Annotated in this window: 17 protein-coding genes; 4 read left to right on the forward strand and 13 right to left on the reverse strand. The window is 70.5% G+C overall.

Translation table 11 applies throughout. The features are described 5' to 3' along the window. The first annotated feature begins 545 nt into the window (after nt 1–545). The 4 genes from NGF19_RS11055 (at nt 546) to NGF19_RS11070 (ending at nt 5,205) form a co-directional block, all read left to right on the forward strand. Nucleotides 546–1,556, forward strand: a complete 1,011-nt coding sequence (locus NGF19_RS11055; RefSeq protein WP_252424493.1) for a polyprenyl synthetase family protein — start codon at nt 546–548, stop codon at nt 1,554–1,556. Nucleotides 1,557–1,877: 321 nt separating this feature from the next. Then, a complete protein-coding gene (locus tag NGF19_RS11060; protein ID WP_252424495.1) occupies nt 1,878–3,137 on the forward strand; it encodes a LolA family protein in 1,260 nt (419 codons plus the stop codon). Between the two features lie 123 nt (nt 3,138–3,260). Continuing rightward, nucleotides 3,261–4,319, forward strand: a complete 1,059-nt coding sequence (locus tag NGF19_RS11065; protein ID WP_252424496.1) for an ABC transporter ATP-binding protein — start codon at nt 3,261–3,263, stop codon at nt 4,317–4,319. Then, entirely contained in the window at nt 4,306–5,205 is a 900-nt protein-coding gene (locus NGF19_RS11070) for an ABC transporter permease (RefSeq protein ID WP_372505645.1), read from the forward strand. The genes NGF19_RS11065 and NGF19_RS11070 overlap by 14 nt, the downstream gene beginning before the upstream one ends. Here the strand turns inward: NGF19_RS11070 and NGF19_RS11075 are convergent. From NGF19_RS11075 to NGF19_RS11135, 13 genes are all read right to left on the reverse strand, one after another. Further along, nucleotides 5,195–5,752 (reverse strand): NUDIX domain-containing protein, encoded by a 558-nt coding sequence (locus NGF19_RS11075; protein WP_252424498.1) that lies wholly within the window; start codon nt 5,750–5,752, stop codon nt 5,195–5,197. The genes NGF19_RS11070 and NGF19_RS11075 overlap by 11 nt on opposite strands. A gap of 42 nt (nt 5,753–5,794) precedes the next feature. Then, the gene (locus tag NGF19_RS11080) at nt 5,795–6,955 is read right to left on the reverse strand and encodes an amidase (protein WP_252424725.1); all 1,161 of its coding nucleotides are present in this window, start codon (nt 6,953–6,955) and stop codon (nt 5,795–5,797) included. Nucleotides 6,956–7,014: 59 nt separating this feature from the next. Further along, the gene (locus NGF19_RS11085; protein ID WP_252424500.1) at nt 7,015–8,220 is read right to left on the reverse strand and encodes a tetrahydrofolate dehydrogenase/cyclohydrolase catalytic domain-containing protein; all 1,206 of its coding nucleotides are present in this window, start codon (nt 8,218–8,220) and stop codon (nt 7,015–7,017) included. Next, a complete protein-coding gene (locus tag NGF19_RS11090) occupies nt 8,217–8,675 on the reverse strand; it encodes a hypothetical protein (RefSeq protein WP_252424502.1) in 459 nt (152 codons plus the stop codon). Before NGF19_RS11090 ends, NGF19_RS11085 begins: the two co-directional genes overlap by 4 nt. A gap of 24 nt (nt 8,676–8,699) precedes the next feature. Further along, nucleotides 8,700–9,812 (reverse strand): zeta toxin family protein, encoded by a 1,113-nt coding sequence (locus tag NGF19_RS11095; protein WP_252424504.1) that lies wholly within the window; start codon nt 9,810–9,812, stop codon nt 8,700–8,702. Next, nucleotides 9,809–10,081: a hypothetical protein gene (locus NGF19_RS11100; protein ID WP_252424506.1), complete on the reverse strand. Its 273-nt coding sequence runs from the start codon at nt 10,079–10,081 to the stop codon at nt 9,809–9,811. The genes NGF19_RS11095 and NGF19_RS11100 overlap by 4 nt, the downstream gene beginning before the upstream one ends. Nucleotides 10,082–10,162: 81 nt before the next feature. Further along, on the reverse strand, nt 10,163–10,549 hold the full coding sequence (locus NGF19_RS11105) for a DUF4913 domain-containing protein (RefSeq protein ID WP_252424507.1): 387 nt from the start codon (nt 10,547–10,549) through the stop codon (nt 10,163–10,165). Beyond that, the gene (locus NGF19_RS11110; protein ID WP_252424508.1) at nt 10,546–12,303 is read right to left on the reverse strand and encodes a type IV secretory system conjugative DNA transfer family protein; all 1,758 of its coding nucleotides are present in this window, start codon (nt 12,301–12,303) and stop codon (nt 10,546–10,548) included. Before NGF19_RS11110 ends, NGF19_RS11105 begins: the two co-directional genes overlap by 4 nt. Beyond that, on the reverse strand, nt 12,300–13,802 hold the full coding sequence (locus NGF19_RS11115; protein WP_252424509.1) for a putative type IV secretion/conjugal transfer ATPase: 1,503 nt from the start codon (nt 13,800–13,802) through the stop codon (nt 12,300–12,302). The genes NGF19_RS11110 and NGF19_RS11115 overlap by 4 nt, the downstream gene beginning before the upstream one ends. Further along, a complete protein-coding gene (locus NGF19_RS11120; protein WP_252424510.1) occupies nt 13,799–15,292 on the reverse strand; it encodes an SCO6880 family protein in 1,494 nt (497 codons plus the stop codon). The genes NGF19_RS11115 and NGF19_RS11120 overlap by 4 nt, the downstream gene beginning before the upstream one ends. Nucleotides 15,293–15,394: 102 nt before the next feature. After that, nucleotides 15,395–16,609 carry a hypothetical protein gene (locus NGF19_RS11125; RefSeq protein WP_252424511.1) on the reverse strand — a complete coding sequence of 405 codons (1,215 nt, stop codon included), beginning with the start codon at nt 16,607–16,609 and terminating at the stop codon, nt 15,395–15,397. 1 nt (nt 16,610) lies between these two features. After that, nucleotides 16,611–17,387 (reverse strand): DUF8175 domain-containg protein, encoded by a 777-nt coding sequence (locus NGF19_RS11130; RefSeq protein WP_252424512.1) that lies wholly within the window; start codon nt 17,385–17,387, stop codon nt 16,611–16,613. Nucleotides 17,388–17,433: 46 nt separating this feature from the next. Beyond that, on the reverse strand, nt 17,434–17,733 hold the full coding sequence (locus NGF19_RS11135; protein WP_252424513.1) for a hypothetical protein: 300 nt from the start codon (nt 17,731–17,733) through the stop codon (nt 17,434–17,436). Nucleotides 17,734–17,821: the final 88 nt, after the last annotated feature.

Genomic DNA, 17,821 nt, shown 5'->3' on the forward strand with positions numbered 1-17,821 from the left:
AATGGCGGTAATGATCCAATTTGCTGAGCGAGAATCAACTTGCCGTTCGCGAACGGGAGTTTGGTGACCGTCCCGAATTGCCCGACCCGGTGGGTGCGTGACCTATTTCACTTACGGCATCTTGATCTCACATCGGTAACTAAGGGATATGTAGGGCTAATTCGGGCGAAGTTGGAGCGTTCTGCGCGCCCGGGGAGAGGTGGTAGTGGGTGATTTGCCTTGTTTGTCCCCGAGGTGTGACCTACGAAATCCGGACACGTGGAGGTGGCGTGCGGAGGTGGCGTCGACTCTGCAGGGCGCTCTTCGTTTGTCCCGATATGCACCCATTTGGGTAACCTGATCATGGACGCACCGTTCGTGATCCGATACCGCCCGGCCTGGAACAGCGGGCGCTCGTGGTGATCGAAACGTGACCGGATACGCTGACTTGAGTGGTGGCGGCGACAGATCGACAAGCTCCATGAGCCGGTCGACCGGCAGCGTCGTCGACCACGTGACCATTCTTGAGACCCACCGTGTGACCGGCAGCAGACAGGAGACCCCACGTGACCGTCGTCGGGCCGTTCGGGCTGAGCATGCGGGACCAGGCTCTGGAAGCCGATGTCCAGGCCGGGCTGACCGCTGTCGAGGAAGGGCTGCTCGACGCCACCAAGAGCGAGGTCCCCTTCATCACGGAGGCCGCGCAGCACTTGGTGCGCGCGGGCGGGAAGCGCTTCCGGCCGCTGCTCGTGATGCTCGCGGCGCAGTTCGGTGACCCGTACGCGCCCGGGATCGTGCCCTCCGCCGTGGTCGTGGAGCTGACCCACCTGGCCACGCTGTACCACGACGACGTGATGGACGAGGCCGAGGTGCGGCGCGGGGTCGACAGCGCCAACACCCGCTGGGGCAACGCGCTCGCGGTCCTCACCGGTGACTTCCTCTTCGCCAGGGCGTCGCACATCCTGGCCGACCTCGGCCCGGAGGCGGTCCGTATCCAGGCCGAGGCCTTCGAGCGGCTGGTCACGGGCCAGATCCTGGAGACGGCGGGCCCCCGGGACGGCCGTGACCCGGTGGAGCACTACCTCGACGTCCTCGGCGGCAAGACGGGTTCGCTGGTGGCCGTGGCCTGCCGGTTCGGCGCCATGATGTCGGGCGCCGACGAGACCGTCGTGGACGTACTGACGCAGTACGGCGAGCGGCTCGGCGTGGCGTTCCAGCTTGCCGACGACGTACTGGACATCGCCTCGGACTCGCACGAGTCCGGCAAGACGCCCGGGACGGATCTGCGGGAGGGCGTCCCCACGCTGCCCGTCCTGCATCTGCGCGAGCGCGCGGAGCGCCTCGGGCTGCCCGAGGACATCGCGCTGCGCGAGCTGCTGGAGTCTGATCTCTCCGACGATGCCCGCCACGCCGAAGCTCTCGCCCGCCTCCGCGTCCACCCGGCGCTGGAGCAGGCCCGCCGCGACACGCTCCGCTACGCGAAGGAGGCGCGGGCGGCTCTGAGCCCGCTGCCCGAGTGCGGTGCGAAGGCCGCCCTGACGCACCTGTGCGACGCGGTGGTGCACCGGGCGGGCTGACCGCCGCCGCGGCCGAAGCCCACGCCCGGCACTTCCCTCACCGACCCGTCACGCCTTCGTGAGAAGCGCGCGGCGGGTCACGCGTTCGTCGCCCCCGTCGAGCGGGAGTCCTCCACATCCCCTACGGGTCGGGGGAGCAGCCGTCCTGCCGTGTCATACCCCAGGATTAGGCCGAGTTGGGCCCGCGGTCTGACGCTTCCCCGTAGCGGATTTGGTCAGATGAGAGACACCACCTCACAGGAGTTCGGGTGACAATGGCGGCGCAGGGGTGGACGAGTGCACAGGAGACAGGCCGCCGCCGACGACGGAGGTAAGGCAGACATGGCACCGTACGAATCCGACGAGAGCACGCCCGCCGGGGAAGCCGGGAACGCCCACGGCATGCGACGCAAGGCCGCGCGGTACGTCGTTCCGGTCGCGGTGGTGGGAGTGGCCGCGGCGACCATCGGGCTCGCCCCGGCGTTCGCGGGATCCGGCGACCCCGACCTGCCGAAGATCAGCGCGCAGCAGCTCATCGAGAAGATCGCCAAGTCGGACACCCAGCAGATGTCCGGCACGGTGAAGATCAGCACGGACCTGGGCCTGCCCGACCTCGGCGGGCTGCAGAACAGCCTCGCCTCGGGCGCGCTCGCCCAGGGAGCGGAGGACAAGGGCGGCTCGACCGCCGACCCGAAGTCCAAGGCGCTCGAACTGGCTTCCGGTAGTCACACCGTGCGGATCGCGGCCGACGGCCAGGACAAGCAGAAGATCTCGATCATCGAGAAGGCCGCCGAGTACAGCGTCATCCGCAACGGCGACGACGTATGGGCGTACGACAGCGCGTCGAACGAGGCGTACCACGCGACCGGCGCGGGCGACCACGGACGCCGTGAGGCCACGCCCAAGGACGTGCCCGCCACGCCCAAGGACTTCGCCGAGGAGGCCCTGAAGGCCGCCGACAAGACGACCTCGGTCACGGTGGACGGCACGGCCCAGGTAGCGGGCCGGGACGCGTACAAGCTGCTCATCAGGCCGAAGCAGTCGGGCACCACGGTCGGCGCGATCAGCATCGCGGTGGACGCGAAGACCGGGACGCCGCTGAAGTTCACGCTGACCCCGTCGTCGGGCGGCGCGGCCGTCGTGGACGCGGGCTTCACGGAGGTCTCCTTCGCCAAGCCGGCGGCGTCGACGTTCCGCTTCACGCCGCCCAAGGGGACGAAGGTCACGCAGGGCGACGACCTGGCGAAGGAGCAGCGGAAGGCGCAGCCCAAGGGCGACGAGAAGAAGGCGCTCGAAGGGAAGCTCGCGGGGGCGAAGACGAAGACCATCGGGGAGGGCTGGAACTCGATCGTGGTCCTCGACGGCGGCAACGGCGGCAAGGGCATGGCGCCCTCGGGCCGGTCGTCCGACAGCCGGTCGTCCGACAACGGTGCGGCATCCGGCTTCCTGAACTCGCTGGGCGACCGGGTCACCGGTACGTTCGGCAAGGGCACGGTCTTCTCGACGCGCCTGGTCAACGCCCTGGTCACGGACGACGGCACGGTGTACGCGGGCGCGGTGACCAAGGACGCGCTGGTGAAGGCGGCGAACGCGGAGAAGTAGGGCCCGTGTTCGGCGGTGGCGAGCGGCCGAGGGTCACGGTCGGCCGACGGTGACGATCGGTCGGCGGCACGAGTGGCCGGGTGGCCGGGTGGCTGAGCAGCCGACGTACGAGCAGGAGAGCTGATGGAGGAGCGGTCCGTCGCGGAAGCGGAGACGGAAGCGAAAGCGGAGACGGGAGCGGGAGCAGGGCCGGACGTGGTGGCGGGTGATCAAGGGGGCCCGGTTGCCCCGGGCGACCTGGGTGACCCGAGCGCCCCGGTCATCGCCACCCGCTCTCTCACCAAGCGCTACCGCGGCGGACAGCTCGCCGTGGACGGGCTCGACCTGACCGTCCCGGCGGGCAGCATCTTCGGCTTCCTCGGGCCGAACGGCTCCGGCAAGACCACCACCATCCGCATGCTGATGGGCCTGATCGAGCCCACCTCCGGCACGGCGCGCGTTCTGGGGCAGCCCATGCCCCGCTCCTCGCGCGCCGTGCTCCCGCACGTCGGCGCCCTGATCGAGGGTCCGGCGCTGTACGGCTTCCTCTCGGGCCGGGACAACCTCCTGCGGTACGACGCCGCCGACCCCACCGCCGACCCGCGCACCCGGCGCACGCGCGTCGAGACCGCCCTCGACCGGGTCGGCCTCTCGGCTGCCGCCGGGAAGAAGGCGAGGGCGTACTCCCTGGGCATGAAGCAGCGTCTGGGGCTCGCCGCCGCCCTGCTGCAGCCCCGTAAGCTCCTCGTCCTGGACGAGCCGACCAACGGTCTCGACCCGCAGGGCATGCGCGAGATCCGCACCCTGGTACGGGAGTTGGCGTCGGACGGTACGACGGTCTTCCTCTCCTCGCATCTGCTGGACGAGATCGAGCAGGTCTGCACGCATGCCGCGGTCATGGCCCAGGGCCGTCTGATCACCCAGGGCGCGGTGGCGGACCTCGCGGCCGGGGCGCGCGGCCGTCTCGTCGTACGAACCCCGGACACGGCCGACGCGGCTCGCGTGCTGAAGGAACAGGGCGTGGCCGACGTGGTGGTGGAGGAGGAGCGGGTGACGGGGGAGCCACCGGAGGGTGAACTGGCCGATCTGAACGCGGCGTTGGTCGTCGCCCGGGTGCGCGTACGCGGCTTCGGCGTCGAACGCGCCTCGCTGGAGGACGCGTTCGTGGCACTGACGGGAGAGGGCTTCGATGTCGCAGGTTGAGATGTCGGGGGCCGAGTTGCCGGCACCTGCGCTCCGTAAGCCGAACCCTCTGTGGACGCTCGGGTTGGTGCGCAGCGAGCTGGGGACCACCTTCCGGCGGTGGCGTACGCGGGCGCTGCTGGCCGTGCTGGCCGCCGTACCGATCCTGATCGGGATCGCCGTCAAGAGCGAGACCGGCGGGGGGACCGGTGGTGGCGGACACGGCGGCGACGCCGGTCCGGCGTTCATCGCGCAGGTCACCAACAACGGGCTGTTCCTGGTGTTCACGGCGCTGGCCGCGACCCTTCCGTTCTTCCTGCCGATGGCGATCGGCGTCATCGCGGGCGACGCGATCGCGGGCGAGGCCAACTCCGGGACGCTGCGCTATCTGCTGGTCGCCCCCGCCGGCCGTACCCGCCTGCTGTTCGCCAAGTACACGACCACGATGGTGTTCTGCCTGGTCGCCACCCTCGTCGTCGCCCTCTCGGCGCTGGCGGTGGGCGCCCTGCTCTTCCCGCTCGGCGATCTGACGACGATCTCGGGCACGCGTATCAGCTTCGCCGACGGGCTCGTACGGGCCCTGCTGATCGCCCTGGTCGTCGCCGCGTCCCTGGTCGGTGTGGCGGCGCTCGGGCTGTTCGTCTCCACCCTCACCAACAGCGGCATCGCGGCGATGGCGACGACCGTCGGCCTGGTGATCACGGTCCAGATCCTCGACCAGATCCCCCAGTTGCACGCGCTCCAGCCGTATCTCTTCTCGCACTACTGGCTGTCCTTCGCGGACCTCATGCGCGAACCGGTCTACTGGAACGACCTGCTCCGCAACCTCGGTCTCCAGGCCCTGTACGCGGCGGCGTTCGGCTCGGCGGCCTGGGCTCGCTTCACGACGAAGGACATCACGGCGTAGGGGGCTCAGGGGCGGTCCCATGCTCGAGGCCGAGCAGCAGGGCCATCACCCCCACCAGCGTGGCGCTGCTGACGATCTGCCCGTCCGCGATCAACGCGCGCAGCCCGGACAGCGGGATCCACTCCAGGCGGTCCGACTCGTTGCGTTCGGTCGGTTCGCCGACGCGGGTGGCGTCGTCCGTACGGAAGACGTGGTGCCGGGAGTCGGTGATGCCCGCGGCGGGCTGGGCGTGGACGAGCGGGCGCAGCGAGCCGGGGCGCCGGCCGGTCTCCTCCTCGAGTTCGCGCGCCGCCGCCGCGAGGGGCGTCTCGCCGTCCTCGACCAGCCCCATGGGCAGCTCCCAGGCCCAGGTGTCGGTGACGAAGCGGTGGCGCCACATCATCAGGACGCGGTCGTTGGCATCGACGGCCGCGACGACGGCGAGGTCCCGCAGCCGGACCACGTGGTAGTCGCAGCGGGTTCCGTCGGGTTGCTCGACATCCAGGGAGCGCAGGCGTACCCAGGGGGTGTCGTAGAGGGGACGTTCGCCGTGGATGGTCCAGCGCATGGGGGTTCGTTCCTCTCGGAGGTGCGGAGGTGCGGGGGTCCGTTACGGCGGGGGCATGTGGGCCTGGGCGAGGCTGATCAGCAGATCCTCCCTGCCGTGCGCAGCGACGATCTGCAGGCCCAGAGGGCAGCCGTCGGCACCGATCCCCGCCGGGATGCTGATCGCCGGATGCCCACTCAGGTTGAACGCCCAGGTCAGGGAGGTGGAGTAGCGCTCGCCGGGACCGTCGTGGCCGTGCGGGGGGTTGGGGGTCGTGGGAGTCAGCAGCAGGTCGGCGCCGTGGAAGAGGTCGGCCAGGCGTCGGTCGTTCACGGCCCGGATGCGCTGTGCCGCGTTGTGGTCGGTGCCGGGGGAGGAGCGCAGGGCGAGCCAGGCGGGGGCGGGGTCGTCGAGGCGGAGGGGCGTGTCGGGGCGTACGAGCCGTAGGGCCCCGGAGTCCGCGAGTCGATGGGCGGCGGCATGGGCGAGGGCGACGGGCTCCGGGTCGGGCGCGGCGAACCCGAGATCGGGAGACCAGACGGCGGTGGGCACGGCGGTGCTCCCCGCGCGCGCTTCGCCCGCCATCACCCGCCAGTACACCGCGACATCCGAGGCGCACCGGGCGAGGACGCCGGGGGCCGCGAGGCCCGTACGGTCGCCGGAGGGGAGCCGCCCGTTCGTGGACTTCAGCCCGACCACCCCGCACCACGCCGCCGGGATCCGCACCGAGCCCGCCCCGTCACTCCCGGTCGCCAGCGGAACGAGCCCGGCGGCGACGGCTGCCGCCGACCCGGCGGAGGAGCCGCCCGGGGTACGGTCGGCCCGCCAGGGGTTGACGGTACGGCCGTGGCGCCCAAGTCCCCATGTCTTCCAGGCGGTTCCCGGCCCGGGAACGGCGGTGGCGCCGACGGGCACACACCCGGCGTCGACCAGCGGACCCGCCGCCCGCAGCCCGTACCGCCCCTTGACCCCGATCGGCACCCCGGCCAGCGGAAGCCGCTCACCGCCCGCGACCCGAGCATCCACCTCCAGCGCCCACCGCACGGCGTCCTCGCCCCAGACCTCGACGAAGGCGCACAGCAGCGGGTCGACGCGTCCGATCCGCTCGAGCGCGGCCGTGACCACGTCGACGGCTGTTCGCTCGTGGGCGTGGACGGCTGCGGCGATCTCTTCGGCGGTGTCGATACTGGTGCTCCCTTCGTGGGCGGTGTCCTCAGCCGTCAGCGGCGGCTGCGTCGTGACTCGGGGTTGAGGTGCGCGGTGCCACGAGGGATGTCCGGGGCTCAGCGCCCAGGACCCGGGCCGGGAGGTGCCGGAGGCTTGGGGGCGTGGGTACGCGGCGGGGCCACGGGGCCCGGGGGCGGGGTCTGAGCCGACTGCGCGGGGCCGCCAGACCCGAGTCCGCGGAGTCTGGCGGCGTTGGCCACCGGATTGTTCGAAGCCGGGGTCGACTGTTGTGCCACGGACGTCTGCTGCGCGGAAGGCTCCGCTGTTGTGGCCGAGGCGCCGGAAGCTGTCGTCCCTTGGGCCTGCTGCTCCTTGGGCGTCTGCTGTGTGGGGGTTTGCGTGGTCGCGGCCGAGGCGCTGGGAGTCGTCGCCCCCTGGGCCATCTGCTCCTTGGTCAGGTAAGGGCGCGGCTCGACCTTCCAGGACTGCGCGTTCGGGTCGACCTCCTTACGGATCACCCGTTCCATGAGGGTGGCCATCTCGACCGGACCGATACCGCCGGGCACAGGGGTGAGGTGCTGCGGGATGTGGTAAGCCGCGTGCTGGACGTCTCCGCGCACGCTGCCATCCGCCTGCGGTACGAAACCGGAGTCCACGACCAGCCGGTGGTGCGGTTGAAGATGCTCGGGACCGAGAATGCCCGGATTGCCGGTGACCGAGACGACGATATCGGCGTCTCGTACCTTCAACAGGTCGTCACCGGCGTCGAGTTCCATGAGCCGGTGCCCCTGCTCCCGCAGGGTGGTGACCACGCCTTGGCCCACGAAGCCCTTGCTGCCCACGACCGCGATGGTCGGATCGTCCTGGGCGAATGGCTCCACCACGCGGCAGATGCCCTCGGCGGTGGCACAGGCCTGGTAGGAGGAGCGGCCTTTGAGGAGGGCATCGATGTCCTTCTGCGGATCCATCCGCTCCACGAGCGGTCGCAGATGGGCCGGCGGCGGGAACTGCACGATGATCGCGCGGGTTTGGGGATCCTGGTTGGCGCGTTCGAGAACCTCGGCGAACTGAGCACGCGTCGTCTCTGGTGGCAGGACGATGTGGTCGGCCTTGAAGCCGAGGTGCTCGAAGCTCTTCACCTTCTGTTCGGCGGAGACTTTCGAGGCCTGGAGCCGTATCTGCCAGTCGGGCGGATCGGTGGCGGCCGGCTCGAAGCGGATGATCGCCACTCGCCGATCCGTTGGCTCCACGGTGTCGCGATAGTGCTGGTACAGATTCCTGGCCTGCCGCAGGACGTCCCGTCCTGACACATGCTCGGTCACATGTCACCTGCCCCGCCGTGCCCGATGCGGGCCAGCACCTCGTTGACGGGTTGCAGCCGCAGCCCCTGGAACAGCTTCTCCACGTCCGACGTCGTGAGCGGCTGGTCACCGCTCAGATCGTCCCGGTGGCCAGCCTCGCCTGTAGTGAGAGCGATCCGGGTGAAGGTCTCGGGGCCCGCCGGGTCGTGGTACGAGAACTCTCCGAAGTGGGCGATCCACTCCACCCGACTGAGGTCCGAGCCAAAGGCCTGGCGCAGGGTCGGCAGCACAGCGTCGGCCACGCCGGCGAAGTCGTCCGTGATGCCGCGGTCGTCGGGATTGCTTGCCAGCTCGGACACGATCGCTACCGCCCGACGGGTGGCTGGGTCATAGACCGCACGGACCAGGGTGTGGGCCCTGCCCGCCCGGTGGTGATACCAGTCGACGATGTCTTCGAAGTACGCGTTGGCTGCCATCTCTTGCTCCTTGCTTGAAGTCGGTCAGCGGTGCGGACCAGGGTTCTTGGGCTGCTGCGGAAGGCCTGGCGTCTGGGAAACCGCCGAGCCCGATGGCCGGGAGGGGCCGGTGGTCGGTGTGCCCGTCGTCGATGCGGCGCCGTCGACGGAACGCAGGCGTCCGGCAGCGGCAACCCGCACGATGCTGTCGTCTCTCTTGAACACCGGAGCCTGGGCCTTCGGTTCACCGGACGTCAGCCCGCGTGTGGGGGAAGCCTGACTCGCCGCCTTGTCGAAGCTGCCACGGTCCGTCGTGATCAGCGCGGTGGCGAGCCCCTTCTCGGTGAGCTTCTCGGCGTTGTCACGGCCGATCGAGTAGCCTCGTCCCGACTCACTGCGCGCATAGAGGTCCTTGATCATCCCCTCGGGTGCCATGCGGCCGCCGTACGAGTCACGCCCCGCGTCGAATTCCCGCCGACCCGCCTCCCAGCGGGCGGCGTTCTGTGCGAGGCACTGCTCCAGGGGCACCTCCACGGAGAGAACGACGCGCTTGTCATAGCCCTCCCGTTGCAGATCCGCCAGAAGCCGGGAGTTCTTGTCGAGGTTCTTCAACGTGGCGTCGTACAGCAGGTTGTAGCCCTCGCTGCGGGCCCATACCTCGAACTGGTCCTGGAGAAGGGCCGACTCCCGGTGGAGGAGAGAGGCCATTTCCGACGGGGACAACCGCTTGCCGCCAGGGAAGCTCAGTTGCTCCGCCGTGAGTTGAGGCGCGCCTCCATGAGCGACGAGAGCGACCTTGAACTGATCGGGGTCCAGGGCCACATACCTACTCAGGTCGACCCCATGGGCACGTGCAAGCTCGCGGCCTAAATCCGAGTCCTCGCCCTGCCAGCGAGCCAGATTGTTCTGTGCCGAACCCTTGCCGGCGCCTGGTGCCCCCGCTGTCAGAAGCGCGGCATGGCCGTCCCGGGGCAGGCCTTGGCAGCGTGCCTGGAACTCTTCCAGAATCGCACCGTGCATGCGCCTGCGTTCCGGGGTCCACAGTCCTCCTTGTGAGAGGCGGTCGAAGGTGTCCTCCGGACCGGGTGCGAGATCGCCACCCGGGCCGATGCGGCGCTGCAGTTCCTGATAGAGCGGCCGGTAGTCGTCTCCGCTCATGCGTCCTGTGTCTTCCGTCGACGGTGGATCTCTTCGACGTCCTCTTCTGTGAGCCGTCCCAGCAGGCTCTCGCCGTAGATGACCGAGGCCGTGTTGTCCTGGTGGCTGGGCTCTGGCTGCGCCTCGTCCCAGTCCTCCTCCTCCAGAGGCCAGGCGGCAATGGTTTCCAGCATCTCCTCGCGCGGGATATCACCGGCTGCGTACCGCTTGATGTAAGCGCGGAGTGAACGTTCGTCAGCCACGGATAGTTCTTCTTCCTGTTCGGCCATCTGGATATGGCTTGGGGCCGTGAGTGGTGAGAGTCACGGGTCTGCCCATTGAACACGGGTGCGTCGCCCTGTCGGCTGCGGTCAACCGTCGTACGGCTCGACCACCGGCCCCGCCTTCGCCCGGTGGCTGCCCTCCTTGCATCCCGCGAACGGGCCGTTGGGGGAGCGGAGTTCGGTCAGTACCGGGCCGAGGTGGTCGCGGTGCCAGACGGCCGGGCCCGAGGCGCCCGCCGACGGGTCGGTGCACTCCTGCCAGGCCAGCCACAGGGCGTGCAGGCGGGCCACGGCCTCCAGGTGTTCCCACCAGCGCGGGCACCAGGGGTGGGAGGAGGAGACCTCGCGGCCGTAGACCGGGAGCAGGAGGTCGGAGACCCACAGGGCCAGGTTGCGCATCTCCTCGGCGTACTCGACCCCGTCGAGGTAGAGGATGAACGACGGTGCTGCGGGCTGGGCTTCGGACGTGGTCATCGGACGGCCTTCTCTACGGCGCGGGCGGTGATGGCTTGGACCTCGGCCTGGGCGGCGGCCTGGATGCGGTCGGCTCCGGGTTCGGCGTACCAGGGGCGCAGCTTGACCATGGCGGGCTTGATGCCGGTGGCCAGGAGCAGCGCGGTGCCCTTGGGCAGGGCGCGGATGCGGTCGGCGGGCAGGATGCGCTCCAGCCGGTAGGAGGTGGAGCGGGAGCGGCCGTCCTTGCTCTTGGAGTAGCTGACCGTCGACACGTCGTGCTCGCCGACCAGCCGGGAGACCTTCTCGACGAAGTCCGCGTCGTCCAGACCCGCGCCCAGCAGCTTGATGGTGGCCGCACCCCACAGGGCGTCCATCCCGGCCTCGCCCCACACGCGTACGCCCTGGCGGTAACTCTGCAGCAGGGTCACGATGTTGACGCCTCGGGAGCCGAGGTGGGAGTACAGGTCGGGCAGGTCGGAGATGCGGCAGACGTTGGCGGCCTCGTCCAGGACCGCGGTCATCGGCGGGTCGAGCCGGCCGCCCAGCCGTTCGGCCGCGACGACGCCCGCGCGCAGTACCGAGTCGGCCGCCGCCGCGATGACGCCCGCAGCCGACCCGCCGCCGTCCTTCGACAGCAGATACAGGGTGTCGCGGGTCAGGACGTGCCGCTCCGGGAGGAACTGCGGCATCTTCGGGTCCGGTGTCACCCAGGCGGCGATGGCCGGGTCCAGGAGGCAGGCCACGCACTGGCGGGCCGTCTCGTAGATGCCGTCCCGGGTTTCGACGGCACCCTGGATGGTGCCCTGCAACTGGTCCGCGAGCGCGGGCATGGCCGCGTCGCGCAGCAGGTCGATGGGGGTGCGGTCGGCCGGGTCGGCGAGCCAGGCCAGCACCTCGACGACTCCGCGCCCGCCGCGGTTGGCGGCGTGGAACAGCGCGGTGAGCGTGTTCTGCGCCGCCGAGATCCAGAAGTCGCGCTTGGACGCGTCGTCGTTGACCGCGCCCACGAAGTGACCCGCGAGGCGCCGCGCGCCCTCGATCGTGGCGGCGTCGGCGAGCATGTCCCACCACATCGCGCGCGGGGTGTGCGCGATGCCCTGAGGGTCGAACACCCATACCTGCCCGGCCCGTTCGCGCTCGGCGCGGGTGACGCTGTAGACGTCCGCCTTGTTGGAGGTCAGCAGCACACTGCCCTGCGCGCGCAGCACGCGCGGTACGGCGATGCCGGTGGACTTGCCCGCGCGCGGCGCCATCAGGTCCAGTTCCACGTCCTCGTAGCTGGAGCGCAGTTCGGGGCCGCCCGGTTCCAGGTTGCCCAGGAGGTTGCCGGTCTCGTCCGGGTGCAGCTTGGGCGACTTGGACAGCGAGGGGCGCAGCGCACGGGCCCGGTCGGCGGCTCCCTTGGGGAGCATCGCGGCCAGTTCCTTGCGTCCGGCGAGGCCGGAGGGGCGGGAGACCCGGCCGCGTACGAGGAGGACCAGGACGACCACGAGGGCGACGAACACTCCGAAGGTCGTCGCGATGCCCGCCGTCACCGCGGTGCTCGACGCGTTCGGCCACAGTGCGCCGGGGCCCTCCTTGACCAGCGTGGCCAGGGTCTTCAGCGAGAACGGGGGCGGGTTCCAGCCGCCGCCGGACAGTGCCGCGCCGAGTGAGCCGCCCAGCCAGGCACCGGTGAAGGTGCCGCCGACGAGGACGGCTGCTCCGGGGATGATCCACGGCAGCAGGTCGTCGCCTCCGGAGTGGCCCTTGCGCGCGGGACGTGCACTCATCTCGACGCCTCCGTCGGCTTCGTGAGGTTCAGTCCGTTTCCGGCCCAACGCGTGTTGGTGTTGTGGAGGTTGCGCTCCGTCTCCGTGATGGACACCTTGATCGGGATACCGGGACGGCCACCGACCTTGATCAGGAAGCGACCCCGGCCCGGAGGCTCCTCATGGCCGCCGGTGCTGGCCCAGCCGGGCGGCGACGACCAGGAGGAGACCAGCTCGATCTCGCGCTCCGACATGCCGACGATCTCGCCCAGTTCCCGCATCTCGGTCCGCGGAAGGCCCGCGCACACGACCATGCCGGCACGCTCGACGAAGCCGCGCGCCTTGGCCCGGTCGGCCTCACTGCCCAGCGCCTCCGCGTCCTTGAGGGTGTGCGTGATCTTGGCGTCGCCGAGGCCGAGCGACCGGTTGAGCCGGGTCAGGGCGTCGATCCGCTCGACGATGCCGGACGCGGCGCGCAGCGGTCGCCACAGCTCGTCGAGGACGGTGAAGAACCAGCGCTGCGGGGCGAGTCCGGCGTCCGCGAGCGCGTGCGCCGCCGACACCGTGCCGAGCCCGTCCGACCAGGCGGCGAGCATCGCCGCCGCGGTGAGCTGGGTGTCGGCCTCGCCGATCCGGGAGATGTCCACGCACACGGCGGGCGAGGCCGGGTCGATCCGGGTCGACGTCTCGGCCGCGAACGTGTCGCCCAGAGGACCGTCGAGGATACCGAGCAGCGAGCGGTGCAGCGGGTCGACGGCCTCCTGGTAGCGGGTGACGTCGCCACGGTCCAGGGTCACCGCGCGCACCCGGTCGGGGCCCTCGTCCAGGACCCGCAGCAGATCGGGCAGCAGCGGGGCGCGCCCGGGCTTCGTCCGCTCGGTCAGATGGTGCAGGCAGGCGGAGAGCACCGACTGCTCGTGGTCGTCCATCGGCCGGCCGCGCACGATCGTGATCAGCGCGGCGACCATGTTGAGGACACGGCCGTGCGCCTCGGCGGCCAGCACGCGTCCGCGCTCACCGCCGATCCGTACCGCGGCCTCGCCCATCGCGCCCGGGTCGAGGACGTTGATGCCGCCGACGCCGCGCCCGATGGAGATCACCTGGCCGCCGAGCGCCCGCACGGTGTCGGCGTAGTCGGGCTTGAGGTCGCCGAGCACGAGCGGGGTGATGCCGGTCGCCGCCATGCCGATCAGCATCCGGTTGACCAGGGTCGACTTGCCGAGGCCGGGCATTCCGAGCATGAACAGCGACGGGTTGGAGATGTAACGGGCCCGGGTGAACCAGGAGATGGGGTCACCGCACACGGTCGCGCCGGTGTGCAGATGCTGGCCCAGGGGCACGCCGGTCATCGGGGCGCCCGAACCGGCGGCGAACGGCCACAGACCGCAGGCCTGCACGGTGGTCGCGCGCCACATCGAGGGCGGGTCGACATAGCCGACCTGGCCGCCGCCCGGCCCGAGCCAGCCCCGAGGCGGGGCCACGGCCGGGCGCTGCGGACGCTGTTGCTTGCTCTTGCTCACAGAGCCTCCCTGACCTGGTACGGAACGAGCGTGTGTTCCCACGGGAGCAGTCCGACGGGCAGGGTGCAGGTGAAGGCGGAGGCCTGCATCCGGTCGGCCGGGCGCATCAGGATGCGGGAGGACGCCTGGAGGTTGCGTACGGTGATCGCCGCGTCCTGGAGTTCCCGCTCGCTGTCGACGGTGACCGTCACCATCAGCGAGAACTCCACGAGACCCGCGCCGGAGGCCTCCTCCGCCGCGGTCTGCTCGGCCGCCCGGATCTCGGAGCTGGCGCGTGCCTGGACGAGCCCGCCGCGCGAGCCGGCCATGAAGTGGGCGGCGCGGCGGTCGCCTTCCACGATGCGGGCGGAGGTCGCCGGGTCGATCGGCCGGTAGACGAGCGAGACCCGCTTGCGGCGGGTGCCGGGCGCGGGCTCCAGCAGGCCGCGCAGCACGCTGGAACGGACGGTGCCGCGCGGGGCGAGCGTCAGCATCCAGGTGCGGGAGACACCCGAGTCGTGCTTGTACGCGTTGACGGTCTCGACCGTGGCGGCCGGGCCGGCGTCGGCCCACTCCAGGCCGGTGGTGGAGTGCTCGGCGCGGGCGCTGAGGATGTCCGGTGCGACGGCCGGGTCGTAGGCCACACGCACGACCTCGGCGAGCCGTTCGGCCGAGAGCGGGTACGCGGAACCGCCGCCCGCGGCGACCAGTCCGGACAGCAGTCCGGGAAGCCGCATGGACAGGTCGGTGATGATGTCGTCGCTGTCCCGCTTGGGGCCGCCTGCCGGGCCGTAGGTGAGGGCGATGTACGTGTGCATCTCCGAGGAGGCGGTGGGGTAGCGCTCGACCACCTCTTCCATCACGGCGCGGGCCGCGGCGGGGGCGTCGGGGGAGATCCGGGGCAGCACTTCGGCGGCGAGCCGGGTGCCGGTGTCGGGCGCGGTCTCGACCACGACCTGGGCGCCGCGCAGACCGGGCTCGTGCGCGAGCCGGGCCAGCCAGTCGCCCCAGGACGCCACCCAGATGTCGACCTGCTCGGGGTCGACGAGCGAGCCGCCGTCGGGCTCACAGGCGAGGACCAGCGTGTAGAGGTTGCGGCCCGGGTGGTGAATCACGCCGAACGGCCGGTCGTAGGCGTCCCGGCCCTCGTACATCCTGGTACGGGCAAGCAGTCCGGGCGGCTGGAAGCGGCCCCCGGGGCGCTGGGACAGAGGCCCGGAGACATAGGTGGTCGAGCCGTTCGCCTTCCGCTTCATCCAGCCGATGCGCAGGGCGATGACCTGGTAGACGTTGCGGCCGTCGACGGTTCGCAGCGCGAGCGGGGCGAGGAGGAGCGCCACGGGAATGAGCACGATGACGGCCGCCGCGAGGGAGGCCAACGAGGCCAGCAGCGCCACCAGCAGCCCGGCGAAGGCGACGACGGTACCGAGGAGGCCCAGCGGGCCGAGGCCGGGGCGGCGAGGGCGCCGCCAGTTCCCGTAGGTGGGACGCGTCAGGGCGTCGGTGGACATGGGTTTCCTTCTTCCGGCTACTGCGGCAGGGAGGCTTGGCAGGTGAGAGGGGCGTCCGGGCCGGGGTGTTCTTCCCCGGCCCGGTATCGACGGTCCGACGGGTTACTGGTTGTGGCCCTTCATCCCGTCGTTGTCGTCGAGGGAGTTCACGACCTCCGAGGCCGCGGCGATCTGGGTCTGCACGACGAGTGCGGCAGCCTGTACGCCCATGGCCACGCCTGCTGTGGCGGCTCCGGCGGCTGCTCCGCCCGCGGCGCCGGCGCTACCACCTGCACCGCCGCCTCCGGCCGGGGCGCCCGCCCCGGCGGAGGGCGAGCCCTTCGGCCCACCGCCGCCTCCCCCTCCACCGCCGCCTCCGCCGCCCATGCTGGCCGCGCCGCCGGAGGCGATGCTGACGGCGCCGCTGGCCAGGTTGTTGACGGCGTTGAGGGTGACCGTGCCGCCGGAGGTGCTGCCGAGGGCCGCGGTGGCCGGGACGATCAGCTTCAGCAGGGCGGGCAGGGCGAAGACGGAGAGGATGAGCATGCCCATACCGGCGATGACCTGGTTCAGATGTCCGTCGCCGTTCTTCTGGCTGTGCGCGCTCTGGGTCAGGGCCGTCGCCGAGTAGATGATCAGCGCGGCGGCCGGCTTGTAGAGCAGCCAGGCGGCGAGCCAGCCGGTGTGCTTCTTCCACCATCCGTCGCCCCAGCCGGTCATGGAGGAGACGGCCGCGAGCGGCAGGGTGCCCACCAGCATGATCAGCACACCGATGCGGATGTACATGAGACAGATCTGGACGAAGGACGACAGCATGACCAGCAGACCGAAGATGAGGATGAGGCCGGGCGAGCTGAGGTACATCACGCCGAGGATCTTGTTGGCCGTGTCGCCGAGGTTGGACCGCTGGTAGATGTCATGGGCGTACGAGTCGGAGGCGGCGCTGAGCGCCTGGATGACGGGTACCGCGAGCCCGCCGACCAGAAGGACCTTCCACATGCCCATGAAGGCTTGCTTCATGGGCTGCCCTTTGCGGTCGATGGCCATCTTGACCGCCGCTATGAGCAGGCTTGCCACGGCTACGTAGCCGACCAGCCAACTGGTCACGCCGTGGATGCTCGTGGTGGGTGCGGACGGATCCCCGGCGTCGATGTTCATCCAGACGCCGTTGAGCGCCTTGAGCGTCTCAGACGTCGCGACACCGATCGCCTTGGCGAAGGCCTGCACGGCGCCGCCGGTGACGACCTCGCCGCCCTTCTCGAAGGGGAACTTGACGCCGTCCTTAACACACTGGAGCGGGTCGGCGGCACATTTGGCGAGCTTGTCTCCGATACCCATCTCACGCCCCCCAGGTGACGAAGCCGTCGGTGCCGTCCACGCGCGCCCCGCCGCTGTACACGGCGCCGTCCTGGTCGGGGGCCACCTTCCAGTCGCCGTCCTGCCAGCGAACGGTCACCGACAGGGAGCCGTACTGGTCGGTGTCCGGCACCCGTATCAGGAGCATCACCGTCGCCTCCCGCTTGCTGTACGAGAGGATGGAGAATCCCGCGTAACCCGATCCGTCCGGCTGGCCGGAGGCGGATGCGTCCTGCTGCTTCTCACGATTGGCGATGAACGCGTCTCGTCCCGGGCCCGGGACTACCTGCCGCTCGGCGACGTCACGCCACCCCGCGTATCCGAAGTGATGCGGGATGGCGTGGGCGGCGAAGACCGCACCCGTCGGCGTGTGGGCGAAGCAGGACCAGACGGGGCCGTCGAACTTCAGGGGCCCTGCGGACTTGGACACCGGCACCAGGTCGGTGCCGACGGCCTTCCAGGAGAAGTCCTTCGGCGGTGCCGTCGGCTTGGTCTGGTCGCTGTCGTCGGTGTGGCATCCGGCGGGCCGGTCGTCCTGACCGCTCTTGCCGCCCTTCTTGCCGTCCTGCGCGGAGGAACGGCTCGGGGTCGGAGAGCCAGACCCCTCCGTCGTATCGCCGCCGTTACGGGTCATCAGGGCGAAGCCGCTGAGGATGACCAGCACGAGCAGGAACCCGGCCGACAGGATCCAGCCCCGCTGCTGCCAGAACGGCTGCTCCCACTCTCCGCTGCCACCGCGGGACCGGCCGGAGTTCACCATGGCAAGATCTTCCTTCCGTTGAGGATGGGTCGAGGATCAACCCGGATCAGCCGAAGACGAAGGTGACGACGGGGCCCGCGGTGGCCACCAGGACACAGCCGCCGAGGACCATGCCGAGCCGGCCCATGTGCTCCGAGCCCTCGCCGCGGCGCATCGAGACCGCCATCATCGCGCCGGTGATCAACACACCGGCGACACCCGCCGCGGTACCGGCCCAGGCGAGGATGCCGAGGACCTTGTCGACCTTGCCGGTCAGCGCGCCCGGGGCGTTCCGCGTGGGGTCGGGCACCTTCCCGTCCGCGAGGATGACGTGCTGGTGGACCTTGGCTGCGAGCGCCTGAAACATGAACTCTCCCCGATTTGGGCCGACCAGCGGGCCGACCAAGTGTTGGTGCGTCAAGTACGCGTAGATGTAAGGGCGATGTGAGCTTGAC

The organism is Streptomyces macrolidinus (genome assembly GCF_023887685.1).
In the GTDB taxonomy this organism is placed as follows: Bacteria; Actinomycetota; Actinomycetes; order Streptomycetales; family Streptomycetaceae; genus Streptomyces; species Streptomyces macrolidinus.